The 15,595-nt window shown below is 74.6% G+C and carries 17 protein-coding genes and 1 other RNA gene; 8 read left to right on the top strand and 10 right to left on the bottom strand.

What is annotated here, in order from left to right:
• Nucleotides 1–14 precede the first annotated feature (14 nt).
• Nucleotides 15–758: a zinc ribbon domain-containing protein gene (locus A8713_RS08880; protein ID WP_079158887.1), complete on the top strand. Its 744-nt coding sequence runs from the start codon at nt 15–17 to the stop codon at nt 756–758.
• Nucleotides 759–798: 40 nt separating this feature from the next.
• Nucleotides 799–2,232 carry a bifunctional RNase H/acid phosphatase gene (locus A8713_RS08875; RefSeq protein ID WP_064532874.1) on the top strand — a complete coding sequence of 478 codons (1,434 nt, stop codon included), beginning with the start codon at nt 799–801 and terminating at the stop codon, nt 2,230–2,232.
• Here the strand turns inward: A8713_RS08875 and eda are convergent.
• From eda to A8713_RS08850, 5 genes are all read right to left on the bottom strand, one after another.
• Nucleotides 2,207–2,926, bottom strand: coding sequence for a bifunctional 4-hydroxy-2-oxoglutarate aldolase/2-dehydro-3-deoxy-phosphogluconate aldolase (eda, locus tag A8713_RS08870; protein WP_064532872.1), 720 nt, complete (start codon nt 2,924–2,926; stop codon nt 2,207–2,209). The two genes, A8713_RS08875 and eda, sit on opposite strands and share 26 nt — an antisense overlap.
• A 77-nt stretch (nt 2,927–3,003) precedes the next feature.
• Complete coding sequence (gene yaaA, locus A8713_RS08865; RefSeq protein ID WP_064532870.1) at nt 3,004–3,795, bottom strand: peroxide stress protein YaaA; 792 nt, start codon at nt 3,793–3,795, stop codon at nt 3,004–3,006.
• Nucleotides 3,796–3,867: 72 nt separating this feature from the next.
• Complete coding sequence (locus A8713_RS08860) at nt 3,868–4,437, bottom strand: hypothetical protein (RefSeq protein ID WP_064532868.1); 570 nt, start codon at nt 4,435–4,437, stop codon at nt 3,868–3,870.
• The gene (locus A8713_RS08855; protein ID WP_064532866.1) at nt 4,437–5,297 is read right to left on the bottom strand and encodes a MerR family transcriptional regulator; all 861 of its coding nucleotides are present in this window, start codon (nt 5,295–5,297) and stop codon (nt 4,437–4,439) included. The genes A8713_RS08860 and A8713_RS08855 overlap by 1 nt, the downstream gene beginning before the upstream one ends.
• Before the next feature lie 33 nt (nt 5,298–5,330).
• Entirely contained in the window at nt 5,331–6,992 is a 1,662-nt protein-coding gene (locus A8713_RS08850) for an FAD-dependent monooxygenase (RefSeq protein ID WP_064532864.1), read from the bottom strand.
• A 47-nt stretch (nt 6,993–7,039) separates the two neighbouring features.
• Here A8713_RS08850 and A8713_RS08845 point away from each other — a divergent pair, with 47 nt between their 5' ends.
• Nucleotides 7,040–7,720, top strand: a complete 681-nt coding sequence (locus A8713_RS08845) for a TetR/AcrR family transcriptional regulator (RefSeq protein ID WP_064532862.1) — start codon at nt 7,040–7,042, stop codon at nt 7,718–7,720.
• Nucleotides 7,721–7,799: 79 nt separating this feature from the next.
• Nucleotides 7,800–8,202: RNase P RNA component class A (gene rnpB / locus A8713_RS08840), an RNA gene on the top strand.
• Nucleotides 8,203–8,308: 106 nt separating this feature from the next.
• Here the strand turns inward: rnpB and A8713_RS08835 are convergent.
• Nucleotides 8,309–8,614: a DUF6087 family protein gene (locus A8713_RS08835; protein WP_064532859.1), complete on the bottom strand. Its 306-nt coding sequence runs from the start codon at nt 8,612–8,614 to the stop codon at nt 8,309–8,311.
• Between the two features lie 221 nt (nt 8,615–8,835).
• Here A8713_RS08835 and A8713_RS33765 point away from each other — a divergent pair, with 221 nt between their 5' ends.
• The 3 genes from A8713_RS33765 to A8713_RS08825 all read left to right on the top strand — a co-directional run bounded on the left by A8713_RS33765 (nt 8,836) and on the right by A8713_RS08825 (nt 10,369).
• The gene (locus A8713_RS33765; RefSeq protein ID WP_018570538.1) at nt 8,836–8,985 is read left to right on the top strand and encodes a hypothetical protein; all 150 of its coding nucleotides are present in this window, start codon (nt 8,836–8,838) and stop codon (nt 8,983–8,985) included.
• 283 nt (nt 8,986–9,268) lie between these two features.
• Nucleotides 9,269–9,787: a sigma-70 family RNA polymerase sigma factor gene (locus A8713_RS08830; RefSeq protein ID WP_064532856.1), complete on the top strand. Its 519-nt coding sequence runs from the start codon at nt 9,269–9,271 to the stop codon at nt 9,785–9,787.
• Nucleotides 9,788–9,952: 165 nt separating this feature from the next.
• Complete coding sequence (locus tag A8713_RS08825) at nt 9,953–10,369, top strand: hypothetical protein (protein ID WP_064532854.1); 417 nt, start codon at nt 9,953–9,955, stop codon at nt 10,367–10,369.
• Nucleotides 10,370–10,542: 173 nt separating this feature from the next.
• Here the strand turns inward: A8713_RS08825 and A8713_RS08820 are convergent, their stop codons facing one another.
• Nucleotides 10,543–10,977 carry a MazG-like family protein gene (locus A8713_RS08820; protein WP_237305327.1) on the bottom strand — a complete coding sequence of 145 codons (435 nt, stop codon included), beginning with the start codon at nt 10,975–10,977 and terminating at the stop codon, nt 10,543–10,545.
• A 124-nt stretch (nt 10,978–11,101) separates the two neighbouring features.
• Nucleotides 11,102–11,647: a DoxX family protein gene (locus A8713_RS08815; protein WP_018570534.1), complete on the bottom strand. Its 546-nt coding sequence runs from the start codon at nt 11,645–11,647 to the stop codon at nt 11,102–11,104.
• Between the two features lie 204 nt (nt 11,648–11,851).
• On the opposite strand from A8713_RS08815, the gene A8713_RS08810 reads away from it, so the two are divergent.
• Nucleotides 11,852–13,228, top strand: coding sequence for a D-alanyl-D-alanine carboxypeptidase family protein (locus tag A8713_RS08810; protein ID WP_443069705.1), 1,377 nt, complete (start codon nt 11,852–11,854; stop codon nt 13,226–13,228).
• 277 nt (nt 13,229–13,505) lie between these two features.
• Here A8713_RS08810 and A8713_RS08805 read toward each other — a convergent pair whose 3' ends face one another.
• Together A8713_RS08805 and A8713_RS08800 are read right to left on the bottom strand one after the other, a co-directional pair.
• Nucleotides 13,506–14,267: an SDR family oxidoreductase gene (locus A8713_RS08805; RefSeq protein WP_064532850.1), complete on the bottom strand. Its 762-nt coding sequence runs from the start codon at nt 14,265–14,267 to the stop codon at nt 13,506–13,508.
• 97 nt (nt 14,268–14,364) lie between these two features.
• Entirely contained in the window at nt 14,365–15,477 is a 1,113-nt protein-coding gene (locus A8713_RS08800) for a Gfo/Idh/MocA family protein (protein WP_064532847.1), read from the bottom strand.
• Nucleotides 15,478–15,595 lie beyond the last annotated feature (118 nt).

Raw genomic sequence — 15,595 nt, 5'->3', positions numbered from 1 at the left:
ATGGGAGCCCCCAACTGAACGCCGCGCCCGCCGACCAGATCCGACTCCTCGACGTCCAGGCCCTCGACGTCCGCCTCCAGCAGCTCGCGCACCGGCGCCGGTCGCTGCCCGAGCACGCCGAGATCGACGCGCTCGGCAAGGACCTCACCCAGCTGCGCGACCTGCTCGTGGCCGCGCAGACCGAGGAGAGCGACTGCGCCCGCGAGCAGACCAAGGCCGAGCAGGACGTCGACCAGGTGCGCACCCGCGCCACCCGCGACCAGCAGCGCCTGGACTCCGGCGCGGTCACCTCCCCGAAGGACCTGGAGAGCCTCCAGCGCGAGATCGCCTCGCTCGCCAAGCGCCAGGGCGATCTGGAGGACGTCGTCCTGGAGGTCATGGAGCGCCGCGAGTCCGCGCAGGAGCGGGTCGCCGAACTGACCGAGCGGGTCTCCTCCGTCCAGGCCAAGGCCGACGACGCCACCGCCCGCCGCGACGCCGCCTACGAGGAACTGGACGGCGAGGCCGCCTCGGTGACCAAGGAGCGCGAGGTCGTCGCCGCCTCCGTACCCGCCGACCTGCTCAAGCTGTACGACAAGCTGCGCGAGCAGCAGGGCGGCATCGGCGCGGCCAAGCTGTACCAGCGCACCTGCCAGGGCTGCCGCCAGGAGCTCGCCATCACCGAGCTGAACGAGATCCGCGGCGCCGCCGCCGACACGGTCGTGCGCTGCGAGAACTGCCGCCGCATCCTGGTGCGCACCGCCGAGTCCGGTCTGTAGCGCGGCGGGATCCCGGAGGGCTGAGGAAAGGGCTTCGCGCGTGCGGGAGTTCATCGTCGAGGCGGACGGCGGGTCGCGGGGCAACCCGGGGCCCGCGGGCTACGGCGCGGTGGTGTTCGACGCGTCCGACGGCCAGCCCCTCGCGGAGGCCGCCGAGTACCTGGGCACCGTCACCAACAACGTCGCCGAGTACCGGGGCCTGCTGGCCGGGCTGCGCGCCGCGCACGCCCTGGACCCGGGGGCGGCGGTGCACGTGCGGATGGACTCCAAGCTCGTGGTCGAGCAGATGTCGGGGCGCTGGCGGATCAAGCATCCCGACCTCCAGCCCCTGGCGGCCGAGGCCGCCCGGGTCTTCCCGCCCGGCCGGGTCACCTACGAGTGGATCCCGCGCGCACGCAACAAGCACGCCGACCGCCTGGCCAACGAGGCGATGGACGCGGGCGCGCGCGGCGAGCCGTGGTCGTCCGCGCCCGCGTCGGCGTCGACGGCGGCCACCGCCGCTGCCGCCACCCGGGCGAAGGGCACCGTCGCGAGCGCCGTCGCGACGGAAGAAGCTCCTGCGGCGGAAGAAGCCCCCGTGGCGGGAGGCACCCCCGTGGCGGGAGGCGCCCCCGATCCGAAGCGCGCGGCTGACCAGCGCACCGCCGATCAGCGCGCCGTCGACCAGCGCACCGCCGACCAGCGGGCGGCCGACCAGCGCACCGCCGACCAGCGGGCGGCCGACCAGCGCACCGCCGACCAGCGGGCGGCCGACCAGCGCACCGCCGACCAGCGGGCGGCCGACCAGCGCACCGCCGACCAGCGCGCCGCCCGGACCGTCGCCGCGCCCGGCTGGGCGCCCGCGGATCTGGGAGCGCCGGCCACGCTGGTGCTGCTGCGGCACGGTGAGACGCCGCTGACCCCGCAGAAGCGGTTCTCCGGCAGCGGCGGCAGCGATCCCTCGCTCTCCGCCGTCGGCCGGGAGCAGGCGGAGCGGGCCGCGGCGGCGCTCGCCCGGCGCGGCACGATCCAGGCCGTGGTGTCCTCCCCGCTGGCCCGCACCCGGGAGACCGCCGCGATCGTCGCCGCCCGCCTCGGCCTCGCCGTGACGGTGGACGAGGACCTGCGTGAGACCGACTTCGGCGCCTGGGAGGGGCTCACCTTCGGCGAGGTGCGCGAACGCCACCAGGACGACCTGAACGCCTGGCTGGCCTCGCCGGAGGCCGAACCCACCGGCGGGGGCGAGAGCTTCGCGGCCACCGCCGTACGGATCGCCGCGGCCCGGGACCGGCTGGTCGCGGCCCACGCGGGCCGCACCGTCCTGGTGGTCACCCATGTGACGCCGATCAAGACGTTCGTCAGGCTGGCCCTGGGCGCCCCGGCGGAGTCGTTGTTCCGCATGGAGCTGTCGGCGGCCTCCCTGTCGGCGGTGGCGTACTACGCGGACGGCAACGCGAGCGTCCGGCTCCTCAACGACACGTCCCACCTGCGCTGAGCCCCGCCGCCTCGCGCGCCAGCCGCTCGACACGGGCCCAGTCCCCGGCCGCGACCGCGTCCGCCGGGACCATCCAACTACCGCCCACGCAGCCGACGTTGGGCAGCGCCAGATAGTCGGGCGCGGTGCCGGGCCCGATGCCCCCCGTCGGGCAGAAGCGGGCCTGGGGGAGCGGACCGGCCAGCGACCTGAGGTAGGCGGTGCCGCCCGCGGCCTCGGCCGGGAAGAACTTCATCTCGCGCACCCCGCGCTCCAGCAGCGCCACGACCTCCGACGTCGTCGACACTCCGGGCATATACGGCAGTCCGGACGCGGCCATGGCGGACAGCAGGGTGTCGGTCCAGCCGGGGCTGACCAGGAACCGGGCCCCTGCCACCACGCACTGCTCGACCTGCGCGGGCGTGACGACCGTACCCGCGCCCACCACCGCGTCCGGCACCTCGGCGGCGATGGCGGCGATCGCCTCCGGCGCGGCCGGGGTACGCAGCGTCACCTCGATCGCGGGCAGCCCCCCGGAGACCAGCGCGCGGGCGAGGGGCACCGCGGCGGCCGGGTCCTCCAGGACGACGACCGGAAGGACCGGGGCGAGGTCCAGCACGGAGGTGGACCCGGACGGCGCGGCGGGCGGGAACGGCAGCGAGGACGGCGAGGACGGCGAGGGCTGCGACGGCAGCGACGGCAGCGATGCGGACATGGCGCCATCCTGCCGGGCCGCATCAGCATGCGCAAAGCAGGTTGCGCATGCTGCAACGACTGACGGCGGGGCGGGGCTCAGTGGACCTCGGTCACCAGCACGTCCAGCGACCAGGCCCGGCCCGCCCCGGCCGGCTCCCGCGCCTCCACCTCGTGACCGAGGTCCCGCAGCGCCTCCACCAGTTCGGCGGGGCCGGCCGGGGCGGCGCCCGCGCTCAGCAGACTCCGTACGATCCGCCCCTTGGTGGCCTTGTTGAAGTGGCTGACCACCTTCCGGGTGGGCGCGTGCAGCACCCGTACGGTCGCCGTCCGCTCCGCGACCTCACCCTTCGGCTTCCAGGCGGTGGCGTACGCGGCGGACCGCAGGTCCAGCACCAGACCGCTCCCGGCCGCCTCGGGCAGCACCTCGGCCATCGGGGCGCGCCAGTGCGCGCCCAGCGCACCGAGTCCGGGCAGCTTCACCCCCATCGAGCAGCGGTAGGAGGGGATCCTGTCGGTCACCCGGACCGCACCCCACAGCCCGGAGAAGACCAGCAGCGAACGGGCCGCGCGCCGCTTGGCCGCGGGGTCGAGCGTGGCCAGGCCGAGGGCGTCGTAGAGCACACCGGTGTAGATCTCCCCGGCGGGCCGCGCCCCCGCGGTGCGCAGCCCCGCGTTCTTGGCGACCTCGCCCCGCAGCCCCTCGCTCAGCCCGAGCACGTCCCGCGCCTTGTCCTGCGCGTCGCCGTCCCCCGAGCACAGCGCCACCAGTTCGTCGAGCACGGCCCGCCGCGCCCCGGCGAGCCCCGGCAGCGACAGCGACTCCAGCTCCAGCGGGGCACCACGACCGGAACCGGCCTTGCCTTCGGAGGGCGGCAGCAGGACGAGCACGGGTTCTCCTTCGGGTAGGGCTCCCGGCCAGCGTACGGGGACGCCGGCACGCCCCGGGGCGGGCCCTCGCCCTCACCCTCGGCGGGCGGCGGCCACCAGGCGGTCCGGCTCGTCGGCGTGGAAGCGGACGACGCGCACCGGACGGCGGCGGCCCAGGAAGGTGGTGTGCACCACCGGCTCGGTCAGCTCCAGGGTCACGGAGGTCTGCCCGTTGACCGCGAGGTCGAGTTCGCCGTCCGCCTGCCGGGGCCCCGGGGTGCGCGTCTCGCGGCGGACGGCGGCGATCCGGTCCAGCGGCACGCGCAGATCGACGTGGGCCGCCCGGCGGACGCGCAGGGTGTCCGCGGTGAGCACATGGGGGCGGACGGCGGAGGCGGCGTGCAGGGCGACCACCAGGACGACCGTGTACACGTCCACCACGAGCGTCACCCGTTCCGCCGTGGGCCACTCGCGCAGCAGCACGGAGGTGCACAGCAGTTCGATCACGCACACGAACGCCAGCCCGAACATGGCGGCGCCCTGCCCCCTGGCGTGCCCGAACGTCCTTCCCTCCCCGCCGCCATGGGTGCGCCGCCCCAGCCAGAGCACCAGACTGCCCAGCAGCCGCAGCTCGTGCCGCGCCAGCACGTACGTGGTCCGCATCATGTCCCCTCCCCACCCGGCCTGTCCGACCGGAGCTGCTTCCCGTTCCCGTACCGCTCCCGCTGTTCCTGTTCCTGCCGTTCCTGCCCTTCCTGCCGTTCCTGCCGTCTCAGGCGCTCCTCGGCCAGGATGCCCAGCGCGCCGCGGACGGCAGCCGCCTGGGCCGGCGCGAGGTCCGCGTACATGGCGCGCAGGAACGCGCCGTCGTGGTCGAACTCCGTCTCCGGCAGCAGCGCGGCGGGGATCAGCCCCGCCAGGACGCGGGCCGCGCGGCCGGTGCGCGGATCATCCGGTTCCGCGTCGGCGAGGTCGTCGAGCAGCGCGTACGCCTCCCGCGCCCCGGCCGCCGCCCGGGGAGTGCCCAGGGTCTCGTGCAGTCCGGCCAGCAGACGGTCGCGGTCCGCCGGAGCCGCCGCGGTGTCCAGCAACGCGAGCACCTCCCGGTCCTTGGCGGCCATCGGCGAGCCGCCGGACGGCGGGGCGGCCGGTCCGGCGAACAGAGCGGCGAGTCCGGGCGACACGGGCCCCTCGTCGGGCAGCCCCGCGTCGAGAAGGGCCCGCAGCCGGGCCCGCCGCTCCCGTACGGCCGCCTCCTGCCGTGCCAGATCGGCGTCCAGCTCCTCCAGTACGTCGGCGAGATCGCGCCCCGCGTCCTCGGCGAGCACGTCCCGCACCTCCGACAGGGCCAGACCGAGTTCGGTCAGCCGCCGGATGCGGGCGAGGGCGACCGCGTGGCGGAGGGTGTAGCGGCGGTAGCCGTTGGTGTCCCGTCCCGGCTCGGGCAGCAGGCCCCGGTGGTGGTAGTGCCGCACGGTCCGCGTCGTGACGCCGACGGCCGCGGCGAGTTCTCCGATCCGCATACGGCCAGTACAGACGTTGACGTCGGGTGAAGGTCAAGAGCGGGCGGATGCCGCCGGTTTCCCGAACCACCGTTCCAGAGCCGGGAGCAGCGGCTCGCCGCCGTCCGCCGCCTCCGTACCCGAGGGGCCGCCCGTGCCCGTGTCCGCGGCCCAGGCCACGAAGCCGTCGGGGCGGACCAGCAGGGCGGCGAGTTCGGGGTGGGCGGCGCAGGGGGCGGTGACGACGGTGACGCGGTCGGTGTAGTCGTCGGCGAGGGCGCGCAGGGACGGGTCGCCGGTGAGGTCGAGGAGCAGGCCGCGGCCCCGGCGCAGCTGGTCGCCGAGGCGGCTGCCGTCGGCGAGTTCCAGGTCGGGGGCGCTGGCGCCGACGAGCGGGTGGCCGCCGGGCAGGTCGTAGCGCTGCCAGATGCCGGATATCTGCTTGACCAGGTACGTCGTCCCGGTCGTCGTCAGCGCCAGGTCGGTCACCACGCGGCGCAGCGCGCGGGCGTGCCGGTCCGGCCGCATGAGGGCGATCTGGGCGCGCGTCCAGTCCAGCACCCAGGCGCCGATCGGATGCCGCTCGGCGGTGTAGGTGTCCAGCAGCGCCTCGGGGGCCAGGCCGCGCGCCACGGCCGCCAGCTTCCAGCCGAGGTTCATCGCGTCGCCGATGCCCAGGTTCAGCCCCTGCCCGCCGAACGGCGAGTGCACATGGGCGGCGTCCCCGGCGAGCAGCACGCGGCCCCTGCGGTACGTGCTCGCCTGGCGGGCGTTGTCGGTGAAGCGGGTCACCGAGCGGATCGCCGTCACCGACACGTCGGGGACACCGGAGACCCGGCGCAGGCTGGCCTGGAGCTCCTCGGGGGTGACGGGCGCGGAGCGGTCGGCGGGCGGCCCGTCGAACTCGACGGTGAGGACCCGGCCGGGGAAGGGCCCGTGGACGTAGGTGCCGACCTCGGTGGTGTTCCAGCCCTTGCCGAGCTTCTCGGCGCCGGTCAGGTCGGCGATCGCCTGGTAGCCGGTGATCTCCGGGTCGGTGCCGGGGAAGTCGAACCCGGCGAGCTTGCGGACCGTGCTGCGCCCGCCGTCGCAGCCCACCAGCCAGCCGGCGCAGACGCGCTGGGGCGCGGAGCCGTCGACCGGGGCGAGCTCCACGGTGACGCCGTCGTCGCCGTGGTCCCGGAACCCGGTCAGGGCGACACCCCGGCGCACCTCGACGCCGGTCTCCGCCGCCCGCACGGCGAGGATCCGCTCCAGTTCCGCCTGCGGGACACCGAGCCCGGCGCCCGCGGCGGGCCCGAGGTCGGCGTAGGCCGGGTCGGACTCGTCGAACAGGGCCGCGTCCAGCATGATTCCGGCGAAGTGCCCGGCGAACTTGGGCGGCATACGGTCCTGAAGCCCCTCCTCCCCGCCCCGGCCGGAGCCCTGTTCCTGTTCCCGGCCCCGTTCCTGTTCCTGGCCCTGGGGCGCGTTCGCGCGCATGAAGGCGCGGATGCGGGCCGCCGACTGCTCCCACACCCGCGTCACCTCGGGCAGCAGCCCCCGCCGGTACAGCGCCACCGCGCTGGGCGTGTTGATCGCCCCCGCCTTGATCGTCTCGTCCACCTCGGCCAGCCGCTCCGCCACCAGCACCCGCGCCCCGCCGAGCCGCAGCTCACAGGCGAGGAACAGCCCCACCGGACCGGCGCCGGCCACCACCACGTCGTAGTCAGTCATGGCTTTACTGTAGCGACTAAAAGTTTCTATCGGCTATATTTTTCTCCATGAGCACACAGCGGGCCACCGGCGAACCGGGTCTGAGGGAACGGAAGAAGCGCGAGACCCGGCAGCGGATCTCGGACGTGGCGACCGGGCTCTTCGTGGAGCGCGGCTTCGACGAGGTGACCGTCGCGGAGATCGCCCGCGCGGCGGAGGTGTCCCCGATGACGGTCTTCAACTACTTCCCGCGCAAGGAGGACCTGTTCCTCGACCGCATCCCCGAGGCGGTGGAACTCGTCGCGGAGGCCGTACGCGGACGCGCCCCGGGCGAGCACCCGCTCACCGCGCTGCGCCGCCTCGCCCTCGGCCTCCTCGGCACCGGGCACCCGCTCTCCGGCGCCCGCGCCCGCTTCCGCCCCTTCCTCTACGTCGTCGCCGCCTCCCCGGCGCTGCGCGCCCGCGCGCGCGAGGCGGTGGACGAGGTGGAGCACGCCCTGACCGAGGCCCTGGCCGAGACCGCGCCGGACGTCCCCGACCCCCGGCTCCTGGCCGCCCTGGTGATCGCCGCGTACCGCGCGGTCGGCACCGGCACGGTCGCCCGCCTGCTGGCGGACACGGACACCGCCACCGAGGACACCGTCACCGACGACACCGCCGCCGATGACGCCCTCGCCGAGGACCACCGGCTGCGCCTCACCGCCGCCTTCGACGCCCTGGACCGCGCCTTCGCCCCGCCCGCCCCCTGACCCGGGCGGGCGCACCGGCCGCCCGGCCGCCCGGCCGCCCGGCCGCCCGGCCGCCCGGTATCATGGTCCGTACGGCAGACGAGCCGGGCGGACGGCCGCGTGAAGTTCCCGCGAGGGGCTTCCCGAGGAACGTCCGGACTCCACAGGGCAGGGTGGTGGCTAACGGCCACCCGGGGTGACCCGCGGGACAGTGCCACAGAAAACAGACCGCCGGGGACCTCGGTCCTCGGTAAGGGTGAAACGGCGGTGTAAGAGACCACCAGTGCCCAGGGTGACCTGGGCAGCTAGGTAAACCCCACCCGGAGCAAGGTCAAAAGGAGACACCCCGGTGTCTCTGCGCGGACGTTCGAGGGCTGCCCGCCCGAGTCCGCGGGTGGACCGCACGAGGCCGGCGGCAACGCCGGTCCTAGATGGATGGCCGTCTCCCCGGCCGCCGCGAGGCGACCGGGCGACAAAATCCGGCGTACAGCCCGACTCGTCTGCCCCTCAGGCCGCTGAACCGCTTCACCGCGGGTCAGCGGCCTTTTCTCACGGAATCGTGGGCGTCGGCCGGCTGCCGGAGCGCAGCGAGTACCGCGGGCCGGCCCCTCAGAGCGCCGGAGGCTTCCGGTGCTTGCCGGTCCCGGGGCCGAGCCTCGGCGTGACCGCGGGGGCGGGTGAGGGTTCGGAGTCGGCCTCGGCGCGGGGAAACAGGACGAGCCGTGCTTCCGCGAGGTTCGCCGCGAAGCCGTACGGCTCCCACAGATGGCCGTTCCACCGCTGGATCGCCCGGGGCGCCTCGGGGTTCAGATGCGATGCCCTCGGGCCGTCGCCGGTCACGAGAGGCACGGCGCGGAGCTGCCCGATCCTCGCGTCACGGCGCTCGGCCCACCGGGAGAGCGGTTCGTCGTCCATGTCCGGAGCGTAGTGGGTCGGGCGGTCCGGTGTTCCCGGCGCGGGGAGGCCGTCCGTACCCCCGATGGTGCGCCGGGTGCGTCTGGTGGCGTGATGACGGACACCGTCCGGGGGTGCGCCCGAGGGTGGTGTCCGGGGCGGCGTCCGAAGTGAACCGGTGAGTCGTGCCGGTGCCCTTTCCGCCGACGTGTCGTCGGTCGCCGTCCCCGGGAGCACGCCGCATGGACCCTCTCCAGAAGCTCCACCGCATCCTGCTGATCCTGATCGTCGCGGGGCTCGTCACCTATGTGGCGTTCCTCGATCCGCTGCTCGGCACCGCGCTGCTCGTGGGTGTCGGCGTCGCCCTGTTCGTGCATCAGCTCCTGAGCTGAGGGGTGGGGCCGGGGCCCGTCCCCGGCCGTCACTCAAAGTTACGGAGACGGAAACGCACCACACCTGCCCCCGCGCGCGGCACAACTGAGTGAGAAGCCCAACCGCCGTTTCCCGGCCGCTCAGTTGGCCGCGCCACGGGAAGGACTGGTCCTGATGCACAATGCCCCCGATGTTCGAGGGCCGACGGACCCGCACGACCTGCCGCGTACACCGCAGGGACTCGTCCCGGAAGCACGCACCGCTCCGGAAGCCAAGCCGCGCCGCCGGCTGACACCGCGACAGGTGGACGAACTCCAGCGGCTCAAGCCGTTCCTGGAAGGCATGGTGCGCCAGGCCCGCATGCAGTACGCCATGGAGGACCTGGTGCAGACCGCGGTGCTCCAGCTCGTGCGCGCCTGGTCCCGCCCGGACTTCGTGCTGGACCGGCGCGACGGCGGCCGGGCCTTCGCGCGCAAGGTGATGCGGAACGTCATCGCGGACGCGGCGCGCGGCAACGACCGCGACCGCTCGACGCCGGTGGCGGAGATCCCCGAGGTGGTGGCGGTCCAGCCGGACGAGGGCGACCACATCCGCGACGACCGGCTCAGGGCCATCGACCGGTTCCTCGCGGACACCCTGCCCGACAGGCTGTACCAGGTCGCCCGGCTCGCGATCGTCGAGGGCCTGACCCAGGCGGAGATCGCCCAGGTCCTCCGGATCGACCGGCACACGGTGGCCCGCCGCTACACGAAGGTGCGCCAGGCACTGGAGCCGCACCGCGCCACCGTCCACGACGAGGTGCTCGGTGACGTGACGAGCTAGTGCCGTTACTCGGATTCACGGGAGGCGGCACGTACGTCGCCTCCCGTGAGTCCAGGTTGGGTCCTAGCGACCCGTAGGACAACAACGAAGAACAGTGGCGAACCATGAAGAACAGTCAAGCGTCCGCTCGAAACCCATACGCGCAGCTCGGGAGGGACACACGGAATGTCTGAAACATTCGAGCAGCTCCGCCGCCTGGCGGAGGAGTACCGGGAGGGAACCCGGCAGCAGACGGACGGGGACGGGATCGACCCCGTCAGCTGGGAAGCGCTCCTGGACCGGGTCGAGGACCAGCTCGACGAGGACGAGCGGGACGGAGGCATCGTCCCGGCCGAACCCGTCCCGGCCGAACCCGTCCCGGCCCAGCCCCGCGGGCCTGTCGCGATCCCGCTCTCACTCTTCACCGGCGGCGCGCTCGGCGCCGCACTCGTCCATCCGGCGGTGGGCGCGCCCGGCGGCGCGCCACAGGTCGTCCAGTGCCTGGCCGCGGGAGCCGCGATGGCGGGACTCGGGCTGGCCGCTTCTCTCGACCGGAGTCCCCGCAGGGGACCGCTGCGGGAAGGCGGTGTCGCGATCCTCTAGCGACCGTCCGGAAGCGGCCGGATCGGTCCGGTCGCGCGGCAGTGGCCGTGACAGTGGGGCGCCGCCATGGCGCCGGGTGCCGGATCCCCACGGGGGGTGGATGCGGCGCCGGACAAGAACCGCCGGTCAGGGCTGACCGGCCGCGGCAGCGTGCGACGGCGTGCCGCTCCGGCTCAGGGAGTACGGGGCGGCACGCCGTCGCCGTTCGTCGTGCCCGTGCCTGTTCCCGTGCCCGTGCCCAGCGAGCGGTCTCTGACCCGTGCCAGATGGCGCCCGAAGACCTCCTCGGCGTCCGGGGTCAGGGTGCGCAGCGCGACCAGGGCCGTGATCACCACGTCGCACAGCTCGGACTCGACGTCCTGCCAGGTGTGGGTCGTGCCCTTGCGGGGGTTCTGGCCGGTCGCGCCGATGACCGCCTGGGCGGCCTCGCCGACCTCCTCGGAGAGTTTGAGCAGGCGCAGCAGGAGGGTTTCGCGCTCGCCGTGCGCGCGGTGGCCGTCGAGCCAGGCCCACAGGGCGTCGACGGTCGGCCAGAGGGCGGGCGCGGCGGGGGAGGAGGGCACGGAGGGTACTGCGGGGGCCTGGGCGGCGGGGTCCGGGGCGGTCATGGGCGCAGCCTGCCACGAACCCGGGGCGGCTGCCCTCTGCTCCTCCGCTCCTGCCCTCTGCTCCGCTGCTCCTGTACTGCTGCTCCACTGCTCCGTACCGCCCTACTCCTCGAACAGCACTGCTCTACTCCTCGAACAGCGCCTCCTGCTGCCCCTCCTTCTGCCGCCGCAGGTACCGGACCCGGGCGCCCAGGACCGCCGCCGTGCCCGCCGCCGTCGCCGCGAGGGCCGCGGGGACCATCCAGCCGCGGTTGACGCTGTGGCCGAGGGCGTGGTCGAGGGAGAGGCGGCCGGGACCGGTGATCGCGAGGCCGGTCGCGGTGAGGCCGAGGGAGGCGGCGTACTCGTAGCCGCCGCCCTGCGCGAAGAAGCCGTTGGGGGTGTGCACCGCCGCGGCCCCCGCCATCGCGCCGGCCGCCGCGGCGCCCGCCGCCGGGGTGGCCAGGCCCAGCGCCAGCAGCAGACCGCCGCCCGCCTCGGCGAGCCCCGCCGCCGTCGCGCTCGCCCGGCCCGGCCGGTAGCCGACCGACTCCATGAACCGGCCCGTCCCCTCCAGACCGGCCCCGCCGAACCAGCCCAGCAGCTTCTGCGCGCCGTGCGCGGCCAGCACGCCGCCGGTGCCCAACCGGAGCAGCAGCAGGCCGAGATCACGTCGGTCGCAACAGGTCACGGTGACTCCTCGGGGGAAGCGGCAACGCCGTGACCACCCTCGCACCGGTCGCGCTCCGGCGGCCCGTTCTGCATGCCGTTCGGGTGGCGGGTGCCGCGAGTGGACCGACCAGACACCGGGACCGGACCGTCGGCCGCGTGCGCGACACGAGTGATCCGGCGTCCCCCCTTCGGTGATCTTTTGATCAGCCTTTGAAGACCTGTCGTGCGCGGGCCCGCCCCGGCTTTGTACGGTCCCGGAGTGCGCGATTCCTCTCTGTCCCCCCGCTTCCCCCGCCCACCCCGGTCCGCCGCCCCGTCCCCCCTCCCGTCGCGGCGCTCCCTGCTCGCCCTGTGCGCGGCCGCTCCGGTCGCCGCCGTCACCGCCGGTCACCCCGCCTCGGCCGCGTCCCCCACCGCGGCCGCCACCGGGACCGCCAGGGCCGGGACCACCGGCATGACCGGCACCACCGCCTCGACCAGGTCCGCCGCCGTCATCGGCGGTGAGCGGCTGGCCCGTACCGGAGTCCAGGTGCGCGCCGCCGTCCGGCTCCCCGCGAAGCTCTCGGCCCGCGCCTGGCTCCTCGCCGACTGGGCGAGCGGCGAGGTGCTCGCCTCCTACCGCGCGCACGAGCGGCTCGCGCCCGCGTCCACGCTGAAGATGCTCTTCGCGGACACGGTCCTGAAGAAGTTCGACCGCACCGCCCGGCACACCGTCACCGCCGCCGAACTCGCCGACATCCCCTCCGGCTCCAGCCTCGTCGGCATCCAGGCCGGGATCACGTACACCGTCGAGCAGTTGTGGCAGGGCGTGTTCCTGCGCTCGGGCAACGACGCGGTGCACGTCCTCGCCCATATGAACGGCGGGGTCGAACAGACGGTCGCCGAGATGCAGGCCAGGGCGGAGGACCTCCAGGCCCTGGACACGCACGTGGTCAGCCCGGACGGGTTCGACCACCCGGGCCAGATCTCCTCGGCGTACGACCTGACCCTGTTCGCCCGGCACGGGCTGCGCAACGCCGACTTCCGCGGCTACTGCGCCACCCGCACCGCCGACTTCCCGGCCGGCGGCCGCAAGACGTTCCAGATCCAGAACACCGACCGCCTGCTGACCGGTTCCTGGGGGCTGAAGCCGTACGACGGCATGATCGGCGTCAAGAACGGCTACACCACCAACGCCGGGAACACCTTCACCGGTGCCGCGGTCCGCGGCGGCCGTACCCTCGTCGCCACCGTGATGCACCCCGAGAACGGTGCGAACGCCGTCTACGAGGAGACCGCCGCCCTGCTCGACTGGGGCTTCGCGCAGGGGAGTTCGGCGCAGGCCGTGGGCACGCTGGTGGAACCGCTGAGCGAGGGCGGCGCGCCGGCGGGCGGTGCGCCCGGCTCCCGGGCGGCCGGGGCCGGTTCCGGGACCGGGACCGGGGCGGCGGCGTCCGCCGGGGACGCCGGGCCCTCCACCTGGCGGCTGGTGGAGGGCGCGGGCGGCACCGCCGCGCTGCTCGCGGGCGGTGTCTGGGCGCTGCGCCGGCGCCGGGCCGCCGCGCGGGCGGAGGCGCGGGCGGCGGCGCGGGCTGGCACGGGCGGACGGCACCGCCGCTGAGTCACGTCATCGCGGCGGCTGACAGGCCGTCGCGATCTGCACATACGGAATAGAAGACTCCGCACCCTGCGGGCCGTTCGGCGACATATGCTCGGCTTCTCCTTCACCAGAGCTTCACAGTTGGAGCGCCGAGCTTCCATCAGGCCATGTCCAGGGGGGGTAGGCGGCGGCCGTTCCACGGCACCGGCTGGGGGTGGACCTCGCGGGACGCGAGGTGCGCACCGGTCCGTGGACGGCCGCCGCGCCACATCGGCGGGCGGGCCCGGTGTACGGCCGCTCAGCCCCGCCCGACGTACGGCATCGCCGTCGCCAGCACCGTCGCGAACTGGACGTTGGCCTCCAGCGGCAGTTCGGCCATGTGCCGCACCGTGCGCGCCACATCGGCGACGTCCATCACCGGCTCCGGCACCGTGCGCCCGTCCGCCTGGAGGGCACCCGCCTCCATCCGGGCCGTCATCTCGGTGGCCGCGTTGCCGATGTCGATCTGCCCGACCGCGATCCGGTACGGCCGCCCGTCCAGCGACAGCGCCTTGGTCAGGCCGGTCAGCGCGTGCTTGGTGGCGGTGTAGGGCGCCGAGTGCGGCCGGGGCGTGTGCGCCGAGACCGAGCCGTTGTTGATGATCCGGCCGCCCTGCGGGTCCTGCTCCTTCATCTGCCGGTACGCCGCCTGCGCGCACAGGAACGCCCCGTTGAGGTTGGTGTCCACCACGTGCCGCCACGCCTCGTAGGGCAGGTCCTCCACGGGGACGCCGCCGGGGCCGAAGGTGCCCGCGTTGTTGAACAGCAGGTCCACCCGGCCGAACCGGGCCGCCGTCGCCGCGAACAGCGCGGCCACGTCCTCGGGGCGCGCCACGTCGGTGCGTACGGTGAGCGAGGCGGCGCCGGGCACCAGCGCCGCCGTCTCCTCCAGGGGCTCGGCGCGCCGCCCGGCCAGCGCCACGGACCAGCCCGCGCGCAGCAGTTCCACGGCGACGGCCCGGCCGATGCCGGAACCCGCGCCCGTCACCACGGCGGTCTTCGACGTCTCGGTGTCAGTCATGCCACCGGAGCGTACGAGCGCGGTCCGCCATACGGAATCCCATGTCCGCCATACGGATGCCGCGCACTCGTACGCACCTACGCGGGCCGGGCAGCCGTCACGCGCCCGCGAGCACCGGACCCACCGGCTCGCCCGGCTCCCCCGTGTCGCCCGGCTCTCCCCTGTCGCCCGGCTCTCCCGGCCCACCCGTGTCGCCCGGCTCCCCCGGGTAGCGGACCCCGATCCGCTCCCGGACGGCGTCCAGCGTCCGCATCACCGCGAGCGTGCCGTCCAGCGGCACCAGCGGAGACTCGGTCTCGCCCGCCCGCAGCGCCCGCATCACCTCCAGCGCCTCGTGCCGCAGGGTGCTGCGCGGGCCGTCCGCCGGGTCGGCCGCGAACTCCTCCGGGTCGCGGCCGTCGCGGTGCAGCACGAACCGGTCCGGGTGGAAGAAGCCGTACGGCACGTCGATCCGGCCGCGCGAACCGGTGACCGAGGCCGTCGTCCCCGTATCACCGGTGATCGAGCAGTGCAGCTGGGCCAGGGCCCCGCCGTCCCAGGAGAGCAGCGCGCCGGTCTGGAGGTCGACACCCTCGGGGGAGAGCACCGCCTGGGCCAGCACCTCCGCCGGCTCGCCGAGCAGCAGATGGGCGAACGACACCGGGTAGACGCCGAGATCGAGCAGCGCGCCGCCACCGAGCAGCGGGTCGCGCAGCCGGTGGGCGGGCGGGAACGGGCCGGTCAGCCCGAAGTCCGCCCGCACGCTGCGCACCTCGCCGATCGCGCCGTCGTCGACCAGCGCCTTCAGCCGCCGGACCAGCGGATTGCAGTACATCCACATGGCCTCCATCAGGAAGCGCCCCTGCCGCCGGGCCAGCGCGACCAGTTCACCGGCCTCGCGCACGTTCAGCGTGAACGGCTTCTCGCACAGCACGTTCCGCCCGGCCCGAAGGCACAGCCCCGCGGCGGTCCGGTGGGCGACGTGCGGGGTGGCGACGTAGACCACGTCGAGATCGGCGTCGTGGGCCAGCTCCTCCCAGGTGCCGTACGCCCGCGGGATGCCGAACCGGTCCGCGAACGCCCGCGCCGACTCCGCGCGGCGCGAACCCACCGCCACCACCTCGGCGTCCGGCAGGTCCACCAGATCCGCCGTGAACGCCGCGGCGATCCCGCCCGTCGCGAGGATCCCCCAGCGGACCTTCTCCTGCGCCCCACCGGATATTCCAGGCATCACGGACCCCACCCTCGCTCATGCGTTCCTCGGCACGGTGTACGAGCTGAGAGCATAGGTGGCGGACCAGTCGGAGAGGGAGGGACACATGTCCGAGGGTGGGGCGTCGGCACCGCAC

It is taken from the genome of Streptomyces sp. SAT1, assembly GCF_001654495.1.
GTDB classification, from domain to species: Bacteria; Actinomycetota; Actinomycetes; order Streptomycetales; family Streptomycetaceae; genus Streptomyces; species Streptomyces andamanensis.
This window is presented reverse-complemented; position numbering and strand designations above follow the sequence as displayed.